Source organism: Variovorax dokdonensis, from assembly GCF_030316895.1.
GTDB classification, from domain to species: domain Bacteria; phylum Pseudomonadota; class Gammaproteobacteria; order Burkholderiales; family Burkholderiaceae_C; genus Variovorax; species Variovorax dokdonensis.
Window position 1 is genome coordinate 1,110,877 of the sequence record NZ_JASZYV010000002.1, and the last position, 10,353, is coordinate 1,121,229.

General features: G+C 61.1%; 9 protein-coding genes and 1 riboswitch. Of the genes, 3 read left to right on the forward strand and 6 right to left on the reverse strand.

From position 1 onward, the window contains the following. Positions 1 to 5 precede the first annotated feature (5 nt). Positions 6 to 992 carry a thymidylate synthase gene (locus QTH91_RS13695; RefSeq protein WP_286660609.1) on the forward strand — a complete coding sequence of 329 codons (987 nt, stop codon included), beginning with the start codon at positions 6 to 8 and terminating at the stop codon, positions 990 to 992. 48 nt (positions 993 to 1,040) lie between these two features. Continuing rightward, a riboswitch (yybP-ykoY riboswitch) is annotated at positions 1,041 to 1,209 on the forward strand. 15 nt (positions 1,210 to 1,224) lie between these two features. After that, entirely contained in the window at positions 1,225 to 1,797 is a 573-nt protein-coding gene (locus tag QTH91_RS13700; RefSeq protein WP_286660610.1) for a TMEM165/GDT1 family protein, read from the forward strand. 28 nt (positions 1,798 to 1,825) lie between these two features. Here the strand turns inward: QTH91_RS13700 and QTH91_RS13705 are convergent, their stop codons facing one another. Both QTH91_RS13705 and QTH91_RS13710 read right to left on the reverse strand, forming a co-directional pair. Beyond that, positions 1,826 to 3,259 carry an FAD-binding oxidoreductase gene (locus QTH91_RS13705; protein ID WP_286660611.1) on the reverse strand — a complete coding sequence of 478 codons (1,434 nt, stop codon included), beginning with the start codon at positions 3,257 to 3,259 and terminating at the stop codon, positions 1,826 to 1,828. Next, positions 3,256 to 3,705, reverse strand: coding sequence for a DUF2069 domain-containing protein (locus QTH91_RS13710; protein WP_286660612.1), 450 nt, complete (start codon positions 3,703 to 3,705; stop codon positions 3,256 to 3,258). Before QTH91_RS13710 ends, QTH91_RS13705 begins: the two co-directional genes overlap by 4 nt. Positions 3,706 to 3,739: 34 nt before the next feature. Here QTH91_RS13710 and QTH91_RS13715 point away from each other — a divergent pair, with 34 nt between their 5' ends. After that, a complete protein-coding gene (locus QTH91_RS13715) occupies positions 3,740 to 4,969 on the forward strand; it encodes a YihY family inner membrane protein (protein WP_286660613.1) in 1,230 nt (409 codons plus the stop codon). A 14-nt stretch (positions 4,970 to 4,983) separates the two neighbouring features. Here the strand turns inward: QTH91_RS13715 and QTH91_RS13720 are convergent, their stop codons facing one another. From QTH91_RS13720 to QTH91_RS13735, 4 genes are all read right to left on the reverse strand, one after another. Beyond that, positions 4,984 to 5,400, reverse strand: coding sequence for a hypothetical protein (locus tag QTH91_RS13720; RefSeq protein ID WP_286660614.1), 417 nt, complete (start codon positions 5,398 to 5,400; stop codon positions 4,984 to 4,986). Between the two features lie 363 nt (positions 5,401 to 5,763). Continuing rightward, positions 5,764 to 6,330 carry a hypothetical protein gene (locus tag QTH91_RS13725; RefSeq protein WP_286660615.1) on the reverse strand — a complete coding sequence of 189 codons (567 nt, stop codon included), beginning with the start codon at positions 6,328 to 6,330 and terminating at the stop codon, positions 5,764 to 5,766. Continuing rightward, the gene (locus QTH91_RS13730; RefSeq protein WP_286660616.1) at positions 6,327 to 8,546 is read right to left on the reverse strand and encodes a hypothetical protein; all 2,220 of its coding nucleotides are present in this window, start codon (positions 8,544 to 8,546) and stop codon (positions 6,327 to 6,329) included. The genes QTH91_RS13725 and QTH91_RS13730 overlap by 4 nt, the downstream gene beginning before the upstream one ends. 15 nt (positions 8,547 to 8,561) lie before the next feature. Then, positions 8,562 to 10,353, reverse strand: a 1,792-nt coding sequence (locus tag QTH91_RS13735) for a type VI secretion system Vgr family protein (RefSeq protein WP_286660617.1), incomplete at its 5' end; no start/stop codon positions are given.

The following is a 10,353-nucleotide window of genomic DNA, read 5'->3' on the forward strand; positions in this document are numbered from 1 at the left end:
TCGCCATGCAGCAATACCTCGACCTCGTCCGCAACGTCTTCGATCAAGGCAGCTGGCAGGACAACCGCACCGGCATCCGTACGCTGAGCATCCCGGGCGCGATGCTGCGCTTCGACTTGCAGCAGGGGTTTCCGGCGGTGACGACGAAGAAGCTGGCCTTCAAGTCGGCGGTCGGCGAGATGGTGGGCTTCTTGAGGGCGTCGCGAAGCGCGGCCGAATTCCGCGCCCTGGGCTGCAAGGTGTGGGACCAGAATGCGAACGAGAACGCCCAATGGCTGGCCAATCCGTATCGCCTTCAGATGGATGACCTCGGCCCGGTTTACGGCGTGCAATGGCGCCAGTGGCCAGCCTACAAGCTCGTTGACATGAGCCAGGCGCAGGCTCAGCGGCAAGTGGAAGACGCCCTGGCGCGCGGCTACAGCCGCATTGGCGAACTGGCCGGCGAGCAGGGCGCTGCGCCGCAAGTCTTGCTCTACAAGGCGGTGGACCAACTGCGCCAGTGCCTGGACACCATCATCAAGAATCCGTCCGATCGCCGCATCCTCTTCCACGGCTGGAACTGGGCGCAGCTCGAGGAAATGGCATTGCCGCCGTGCCATCTGCTCTATCAGTTCCTGGTCAACGCCAGCAAGCGCGAGATCTCGCTGTGCCTGTATGTGCGCAGCAATGACATCGGACTGGGCACGCCATTCAATCTGACCGAAGGCGCGGCGCTGCTTCACCTTGTCGGACGCCTGACGGGTTACACGCCTCGGTGGTTCACCTACTTCATCGGCGACGCCCACATCTACGAGAACCACGTGGACATGCTGCAAGAGCAACTCAAGCGCACGCCATTGCCTGCGCCGCAACTCCAGTTGTCCGACCGCATCCCGGACTACGCCGTCACCGGTCGCTACGAACCCGAGTGGCTGGAGAAGGTGGAGCCTTCGGACTTCTCGCTGGTGGGCTACGAGCACCATCCGCCACTGACGGCACCCATGGCGGTCTAGGCGCCGCCGGCGTTTCATGCATTGAAATGCGCGTCGACTAAGATCGCGCACTCAGTCATTGGGGAGTAGCTGCCCTGCGCAATGCAGGGGCTCACGTCAACAGACTTGGCCAAATGGCCATGGCGTGCGCAGCTTTCGAGCCTGGCAAGACCTTTGACCACACTGCCTCCGGATCGGGCCGGGGAGCGGCGTGGTCATTGTTTGGTCCGGCCCTCTCGCACCCACGAATCTCATGGAAGCCTTTCTCGTATCCACCGGCATCGTCGCGCTCGGCGAAATGGGCGACAAGACGCAGTTGCTCGCCATCGTGCTTGCGGCGGCGTTTCGCAAGCCGCTACCGATCATTGGCGGCATCTTCGTCGCGACCCTCGTCAATCACGCGGCGGCCGGCGCCGTCGGTGGCTGGGTCGCCAGCGCGCTGGGGCCGGATGTGTTGCGCTGGGTGATCGGCGTTTCCTTCCTGCTCATGGCAGGGTGGATGTTGATTCCCGACAAGATCGACGAAGACGAATCGCAGACGCGCTCGCGCCTGGGTGTGTTCGGAACGACCGTCGTCTCTTTCTTCCTGGCGGAGATGGGCGACAAGACCCAGATCGCCACCGTGGCGCTGGCGGCCCGCTATGCCGACGTGGTGCCGGTCGTGCTTGGCACCACGCTGGGCATGATGATCGCCAACGTGCCCGCCGTGTTCCTGGGCGAAAAGATCGCCAGCAAGGTATCGATGACGCTGGTCCACGGCATCGCGGCGTTCATCTTCGGCGTGTTGGGCGTGCTGACGCTGCTCAACGTGGGCAAGCTTTTCTAAACCTGCTTCAAGCGCCTGCTGTTGCGGGCTAAGAAGCGATGTCGCCCAGCACCCGACCTGGGTTGAGCGTGCCCTTGGGGTCCAGCGCCTGCTTGATGGCGCGCATCATGCCAAGCGCCACTGGCGACTTGTGCTTTTGCAGCTTGTGGACCTTGAGCGAGCCGATGCCGTGCTCGGCCGAGAACGAACCGCCAAAGCGCTCGACCTGGTCGTAGACGAGCGTGTTGACGCGCTCTTCCTGCTCTTCCAGAAAGCGCCGGGCATCGCCGCCTTCTGGCGCTTGCACGTTGTAGTGCAGGTTGCCGTCGCCCAGGTGGCCGAAGTTGACCAGGCGGACGCCGGCAATCTCTTTTCGCAGCAGCGCATCGGTTTCCGACACGAACTCGGGAATGCGCGAGACGGCCACCGAGATGTCGTGCTTGATGTTCAGCCCTTCTTCCGCTTGAGCCATTGGAATGCTTTCGCGCACATGCCACAGGGCGCGCGCCTGCGCGATGTTCTCGGCCACGACCGCGTCGGTGGCGCAGCCGAGTTCAAAGGCTTGTTCCAGCAGCGCCTCGAAGCGCGCGCGCGCATGTTCCTCGGATTCGCTGTCGGAGTTCTCGAGCAGCACGCACCAGGGTGTGTCGTTGTCGGCGTCGACGAAGGGCACCCGCTGCTGGGGAAAGTGCTTGGTCACCAGACTGAGCGCAAAGCGCCCCATGACCTCGAAGCCGGTAAGGCCCGCTCCCAATTGCTTGTGCGCGAGGCCCAGCAGCTGCACCGCATGTTCCAGCGAGGGCACGGCCGCCCAGGCGGTGAGTTGCGCCGCCGGCAGTGGGTACAGCTTCATCGTCGCGGCGGTGATGATGCCCAGCGTGCCCTCGCTGCCCACCAGCAGGTCTCGCAGGTCATAGCCGGTGTTGTCCTTGCGCAGGCCGCTGGTGCCTTCCCACACTTCGCCCTGCGCCGTGACCACTTCGACGCCCAGGCACAACTCGCGCGCATTGCCATAGCGCAGCACCTGGGTGCCACCGGCGTTGGTGGCCAGGTTGCCGCCGATGGTGCAGCTGCCCTCGGCAGCCAGGCTCAGCGGAAAGAGAAAACCGGCCTGCTCGGCCGCGTCTTGCAGCGTTTGCAGCACGCACCCTGCTTCGACCGTCATCGTCAGGTTGGCCGGGTCGATGCCGCGCACGGCATTCATGCGCGACAGGCTCAGCACGACTTGCGTGCCGCTTTCGTCAGGCACCGAGCCCACCGCCAGGCCGGTGTTGCCGCCCTGCGGGACGATGGAAACGCCGGCCGCTGCGCATGCCTTGACCACTTCAGCCACTTCGGCCGTGCTGCCGGGGCGGACGACGGCCAGAGCCTTGCCCCGTGAGCGCTTGCGCCAATCCAATTCGTAGGCCGTGAGGTCGCCCTGGTCGAGCACCTGCGTGTTGCCGACGATGCCGCGCAGCCGCGCGATGAGTTGTTCGTTCATGGGGTCGGGTTGGTAGCTGGTTGCTCAGGCGCCTCGGCCTTCAAGGCGTCGGCGCGTGCGAGGCGCGTACGCACATGCCAGGCGCAGGCGACGAAGAGCATCAGACACAGCACGATTTCGATGCCAGCGCAGACGCGGCCGGCAAGCTGTGTGTCGCTCCATGCGCGCACCACGCCTTCGGTGAAATAGATCCAGATGAGCAGGCTGACCCAGCGGTAGGTGTACATGCGGCGCTTGAGCAGGCCTGCCAGCGGCACCACCAACGGCAACACCTTCAGCGCCATCAGCGAGCCGCCCGGGCGAAGCGGCGCCAGCCAAAGCTCCCAGGCCAGGCCGAGTGCGATCAGGCCCGCGAGGCTGCCCACCGCCAGAACGCGTGTAGCGGCCACGGGATCGAAGCCCGTGGTGTGCGATGTAGAGGGGGCAGATGGGCTTGAAGTAGACATGGCGCGAAAGGACCCGGTGGCATGATAGCGGCCCATGAATCGCCGTTCGCTTTGGAGGGAGCTTTCCGAATTCCCGTGGCATGGCACGGCGACCGTGTTGCGCGAGCGCTTCCGCGAAGACCAGCTGGGACTGTCGGCGGCCAGCCTGACCTTCACCACCACCATCGCGATGGTGCCGTTCTTTACCGTGGCACTGGCGTTGTTCACGGCATTCCCGATCTTTGCGCGCATGCAGGGCATGGTGCAGCAGTGGCTGGTGCAGAGCCTGATTCCGGACAACATCGCGCGCCAGGTGCTGGGCTACCTGACGCAGTTCGCCAGCAAAGCCAGTGGCCTGGGCGTGCTGGGCCTGCTGGTGCTGCTGGTGACGGCCGTGGCGCTGGTCCTCACGATGGACCAGACCTTCAACAACATATGGCGGGTGCGCACCAAGCGGCCGCTAGCGCAGCGCGTATTGATCTATTGGTCGGCCGCCACGCTGGGTCCATTGCTGCTGGCGCTGAGCCTGAGCACCACGTCGTACGTGTTCTCCAATTCCTCGGGCCTGCTCCGGGCCGAGGGGCTCAAGGTGCTCCTGGACCTTGTCGAGTTCAGTGTGTTGGCCGGCGGCATGGCGCTGCTGTATCACTACGTGCCCAACACCGAGGTGAAGTGGTCGCACGCATGGGCCGGTGGCCTGTTCGTGGCGGTGACGTTGGAAGTCGCCAAGCGCCTGCTGGCCATCTACTTCAACTTCGTGCCGACCTACTCGGTGATGTATGGCGCCTTCGCCACGTTCCCGATCCTGCTGGTGTGGATCTATGTGGCCTGGGTGATCGTGCTATTCGGCGCGGTGATCGCGGCTTACCTGCCGAGTTTGCTCGCCGGGGTGGCGCGCCGCGGTGGGGTGCCTGGGTGGTCATTCCAGTTGGCGGTGGAAGTCCTGCAGCACCTGGCTGCTGCTCAAGGCACACCGACCAAAGGTTTGGGCAACGCCGCGCTGGTCGCCCGCATGCGCATCGACGCACTTCAACTGGTGCCGGTGGTCGAGACGCTGCTGGCGCTGGATTGGATCGGCCGCCTGGCCGAAGACCGTGACGATGAAGACCCCCGCTTGGTCCTGTTGGCCAACCCCGCGACCACGATGCTCGAACCGTTGGTGCGGCAATTGATGCTGCCACGCGACGCGTCGCTGGCGGGGGTTTGGTCCAAGGCGCCGTTGCAGTCGTTGAGGGTGGAGGATGTATTGGGGGGGAGGGAAGGGCGGGGTACTCTGGAGCGGTGACGCCTGAAGCCAACCTATTTGCCTCCCGAGGATGCGACGCAATCAGGATCGTCGAAGAATAGAAAACGCTTGCCGTCTTTTCGGGTGTAACTCAATGCGCCGACCGCCGCCCCTCGGGTTGTCAATGCATAAATTCCGTTTGCTTTCTCACCAATTTTTTCGAGCCATTTGCTCTCCGTTGTTACGGGAACATCGGTAGACAACTTTTTTTCTGAGATTTTCGAAAGTAAAATTTCGTTCTCAGATTTGTTGTATTGAACTGTCGCAGTCAATGGATCAGACGCTGAGAGAGTCATTTTCAGTCGAATTGGGTTCCTGGGATTTTGGTTGTCTTCTTGAAAGCACATCACAACTTGTGCATTTAAATTGGAGGCCAATAACACTAGGAGTAGGGCAATGAGAAGCTTTGAGTTCGGCAGTTTTCCAGCCATAGCGGCGATTGCGTGCTTGCGAGAGAGACGAGGGTTCGTCGAGCAACATCAACACGTTAAGTAGGGATTGAGATCGCCGTGCAACTAGACTTGCTCAGTGAGCATCTTCGTCGGCAATTCCCATTTCGGGCAACCTTCTGGGCTGCCGCCGAATGCATAACTCCAAGGCTTTGGACACCACGCGCTGGTGGCACGCATGCGCATGGACGGGCTTCACACAGCTGGCGAGGGATTGGGAGCAACTGTTGATGCTGCCATGCTGGGCGTCGCGGGTGGAGTCTGGTCGAAGGGCGCCGACGACGCTTGAAGCACAGCGCTCAAGTCAAAATAACGAATTCAATATCTGGAATAGATTTCAAGTCTTCATCGAGAGCAAACGAGTGCTGATATTTCATCCAATTTTGGTTCTAAGGCCTCTTGATTTCTCGTGCATCGAATGCCCTCGTTCGACCGTTCTTTTTCTATTGTAAGTAGAGGCTTCGAATTCATGTGAAGCGGGGTGCTGAATATGTGAATTTCTTCGGTGCAGCACCCCCCGCGCTCACTGACTAAATAGTATCCGTTCTCCACTGTTATTTCAGAGTACCAACGTTTGAAGGCAAGTCTATAACTCCCATTAGAGTACTTGTATATTTCGTGATAGCACGCTTTGTCGCATGCCCCCGTGAACTCTACCTCGGGTGTGCCATCGTTTTCGATGTCGATAAGCGCGTAGTTGGCAAACGGTGTTTCATTGTTTGCCTTGGTGAGCGTTGAGACGAGAATTGATTCCCCATTGCTTTTCATGTAAATTCTTGCTGTCAGCACTCCTCTGTTTTGAGTTGCTGTCAAACTGAATTCATTGGGAGTTTGAATTTCTTGCGAATAAGGTTGCGCAATTGAACTAAAGGAAAGGAGAAGCAACAAGAATGGAATTGCCCAGTTGATCACGTTGTATCTCCTAGTAATTTGAATGCTCTGTCGCAAGCAGCCAAACGTGAAGGCAGGCCAATAGTCCCGCCGTTGATGAGGCGAGTGACCATCTCCACAAGCGCGTGGGAGTATGGTGTGCCATCAATAACGTTGATGGTGCTTCGAGATCGACCCAGCCCATTTTTCCCAGTTCCGCGAATCGGTGTTGCTTCCCAATACCATCCGCCTGCATCGATGGTGCTATGTAGATCGACGCTAATAAATTGAGGATTGACGATGACCGGAGCTCTTCTGCTGCCGACCGGTGGGGACCACCATCTATCGTCAAAATCAGAAAGCGATAACCATCCCCGAAATACCCAATAATAGGCGTAGTTATAGCGACCTGTGAGTTGCTTCAAACCGCGTCCGCGGAATTTGATGTGATCTCGAGTGTCAATGTTTCCGTTTCGATGGGCATAGCCATCGAAGTAATGTTCATCCGGATTATCGTACCAAGTGGTCGTTTCTCGAGTGTAACTTCCACGGGTGTTTCCGCCTTCTGCCATTCTGTTAAGTTCGCTTGCTTCAACCGCCCCTTGTCCCAGAAATAGCGTCTTTCGCAATGGAGTATTGATTCCATATTTTCTCATTCCACTATTCAAGGGAGCCAGAAATTCGATTGAGCTGTCCTTCTTGACGTTTGGGTAGATTGTTTTTAACTCGAACGCGCTGAGCCATGGGCAATTGCGCATATGCGAGATAAACGTCCTGGGATGAATATGCCAAATGGCATCCTTGTATTCTTGCGGTAGTCTCTCAAAAGAAATTGCCTCGCAGTGAGCACTGAAGTCATCCCAAGGTTTGCCTTGCTCAACTTTGAATTCTTCGTCAACCTTCAGCCATCCGTAGCGCTGGGCAATGGTGCTCCTGTCCCACTCGGTGGGAAATTTGCAGATCGCGCGTTTGAGCTTCTCGCGGACGTCGGTGTTGCTCAATCTCTTGGTTAACGCCACTCGCGCGCGGATGCTTTCGGGCGCCGCCTTTGGGTCGCGAATGACTCGCTTGAGTTCCACGGAGTCACAGCGCTGATCTTCCTGGCTGGTGTCGTCGTCGAAGAACTGCCAGCCCTTGAAAGCGGGGAAGTCTGCATCGCTGAACTTGAACGTGTTATCCGCATTCAGATCGGCCCATACGGTTCCACCTGCCGTCGGAATCTGCCGCCAATGCGCCGCGTTGCGTGGCAAGTTATCGGGTCCAAGATTGCGGCCGAATCGAAGCAGTTCATACCATCCACTGGGGCTGCTTGATATTTGGTTTGCCGTATCCAGACTGTTGTGTCGCTTGTTGGCTTCGGTGTAGAGGTTGTATTCGAAGTCCGGTTCGGCAAGAGACTTGCCGATCAGGGTGCCCGCTTTGGCGCCATCTTTGACGTCAGTGGCGCGGTAGCTGCGGACGATGCCTTGGCCCTTGCTGTAGCGGATCTCCACCCATTGCGCCTCGGCCAACTTGCCAGAGGCAATGGATGCTGCGCCCTTTTGGGGCTGCAAATGACTGGTCGGCGCCGTCGCACTTGTGGGTGTGTCTTTGGGCAGGTAGATGTAGACGCTGCCAAACACTGCATCCGTTCGACCATGCGCCGTGGGCGGCACGCTCGGGTCAGTCCAGCTAATCGGTCGTGATGCGCCCACAAGCTTTTGCAGGTTGGCCGCGTCCATGCAGATCTCGAAGTGGATCTGGTTGTCCTGTCCGAAGATCTGTCCGGCCTTGCCGATCTTGTCCTTGCGCCAGATGGGCTTGCTTTCCAGCACCGTGCTCTCAATGCTCGACAGGTGCATGTACACGCTGAGGTAGGTCACGCTGGTGGGCGTGCTGTCAGTTGCGCCGATGTCGGTGGTGTGGCGCACGATCACGATGCCGTTGTCGGTCCAGCTTGCCTCGCTTCCGGACGGGTTGTAGTTCTGCGGGTCCGTCGCGTCGGTGTTGGCAGGCTTTGGTGCGCGTTTGAAGATGACGGTGCCGTCTGCAATGGCTCGCACGGGCAGGCGGCCTTGCTGCGTGGCGTCACTGGGCGCCCGCAAGTGCAATCCGTTGTGCCAGGTCAGTGCCGCGCCGAGCGGGTACGAGCCTGCTGGGGCGCCGCCCGTCGCGATCACCTTGTCCATGGAGTCGAGCATGGCCGATTCGACATAGGCTTCGTCGTCCGCGTGGGCGGCATTGCCTTGTTCCGGCAGGAATGGGGGGCTGATGATCATGTCGCTGGCTCCCCTTCAGAACGACGGCGGGAACTTGCTGCCCGGAGACACCGAGCGCGGCAGATCTGGCAGATCGGCAGCACGTGTTTGCGGCCCATGCGTCCCATGCCCCGCCGCCCAAACCTGATGCCCGTTGGGCGTGTAAAACCTGAAGCCCTGCTGGTCGATGTACAGCGTGCTGCCCTGGGCCTGCAGCACGATGCCTTTCCTGGCCTTGAGCGTGGCCTCGCCGTGGGTGAGCATCTGCAGCATCCGCTGGGCCACCAGTTGGACCTTGTCGTCGTGCGACTGGATCTGCACGGCGCCCTTGCGCGCGAACATCCGAACGCCACCTTGGTAGGCAAACAGGCGCAGCCCCTTCAGGGCGCTCATCAGGACGCTTTTCTTTGCCGCCACGCTGGCGTGCCCACCGCTGGTGATGGCGATGTGCTCTTGCGCGTCCAGCGCAATGTTGCCGCTGGCACTGGCCTGGATGCCCGCTGCACTGGCCAGCAGCAGGTGCGGATCGTCGAGCTCGGGGAATGTGCCTTTGGCGCGATCGGCTTGGCCGTTGCCTCGCAAGGCGTCGTTCTGCGCCTTGAGGCTTTGACTGATCGATGCATGGCTCTGGGACTGCTCCAGTTCATCCCACGCCCCGTGCGTCACCGCCAGGTCTTCGAGCATCTCGTGCTGTTGCTGGGCCTGCTCCAGCCGCTGCACCGTCTCTCCCATGTCCTTCGCATGCGCCTGGGCCTGCTCGTGTCCTTCCGTGCTGATCAGCAAGCCCTCGGCCGCCCGCGCCACCCCGTGCCCATCGGTGCGAAGCTCGAAGCCGTCGCCCCGTTGGTCCTTGCGCCCCTGGTGGTCCTCGATGCGCGTGATGTGCCCCAGGCTCAGGCTCGAATGCTGGTGATCGCTCTTGAGCTGCACCTGAATCTGCCCGGCCGTGTCGTCCATCACCAGGTGGTTGCTGCGCCCGGCAGCGCTGTTGCCGCCCCCCTCATCGAGTTCGCGGCTTCGAAAGCCACTGAGCGCACTTTGCTCGGGCAGCTTCCACGGCGGCAGGTTCACCGCGTTGGCCACCCGCCCGGTGCACAGCGGCAGGTCCGGATCGCCCCCGATGAAGTCGATCACCACCTCTTGGCCAATGCGCGGGATGTGGATGCTCCCCAACTGGTTGCCCGCCCAGGCGCCGGACACGCGCACCCAGCATGAGCTGTGCTGGTTCTTCTGACCGATGCGGTCCCAGGGGAACTGCACCTTGATGCGCCCGAGCTCGTCGGTCCACAGGTTCTGATCCTCGGGGCCGACCACCAGTGCCGTCTGCGGCCCGTGGGTGTGGGGTTTGATGCGGGTGTGCGCGGGGCGCAACTGCTCGCCCACCGGGTGGGTGGTGAAGTCCACCTGCACGCGCCACTGCTGGCCGCGGCCGGCTGAGGTGGCGCCTTGGATCTGGCTGTGCTGGCCGGTGTCCTCGATCAGGAACTGGGTCTGCAGGATCAGGTATTCGGCGTTGGCGCCTTGCCGGGGGTGGCCGCTCAGGTGGAAGGTGTGGCCGGGCACCATGGCGCGCAGGTTGCCGCTGGCCTGGGCGCGGGCGCCGGCATTGCGAAGCTCCTGCATGCGCAGCAAGGCGATCAGGCGGCTTTCTTGTGCGCTGTCGTTCTGGGTGCTGTCGGTGTCGGTGCTGGTACCGCTGCCGGAGCCGGAGCCAGCTTGGGGCTGCGCGTAGTGGCTGGCTCCTTGGGCGCCGTGCCATTGGTAGACCTCGGCGTCGGCCTGCCCGGTGGGGCGCGGGTCGCTGCGGCTGGCGCCCAGGTCGGCCCGG

What these genes read in the sequence shown, in the direction of transcription:
- QTH91_RS13700 (WP_286660610.1), top strand. Translation starts at nt 1,225, where the DNA reads ATGGAAGCCTTTCTCGTATCCACCGGCATCGTCGCGCTCGGCGAAATG.
- QTH91_RS13710 (WP_286660612.1), bottom strand. Translation starts at nt 3,705, where the DNA reads ATGTCTACTTCAAGCCCATCTGCCCCCTCTACATCGCACACCACGGGC.
- QTH91_RS13730 (WP_286660616.1), bottom strand. Translation starts at nt 8,546, where the DNA reads ATGATCATCAGCCCCCCATTCCTGCCGGAACAAGGCAATGCCGCCCAC.
- QTH91_RS13720 (WP_286660614.1), bottom strand. Translation starts at nt 5,400, where the DNA reads ATGGCTGGAAAACTGCCGAACTCAAAGCTTCTCATTGCCCTACTCCTA.
- QTH91_RS13705 (WP_286660611.1), bottom strand. Translation starts at nt 3,259, where the DNA reads ATGAACGAACAACTCATCGCGCGGCTGCGCGGCATCGTCGGCAACACG.
- QTH91_RS13715 (WP_286660613.1), top strand. Translation starts at nt 3,740, where the DNA reads ATGAATCGCCGTTCGCTTTGGAGGGAGCTTTCCGAATTCCCGTGGCAT.
- QTH91_RS13695 (WP_286660609.1), top strand. Translation starts at nt 6, where the DNA reads ATGCAGCAATACCTCGACCTCGTCCGCAACGTCTTCGATCAAGGCAGC.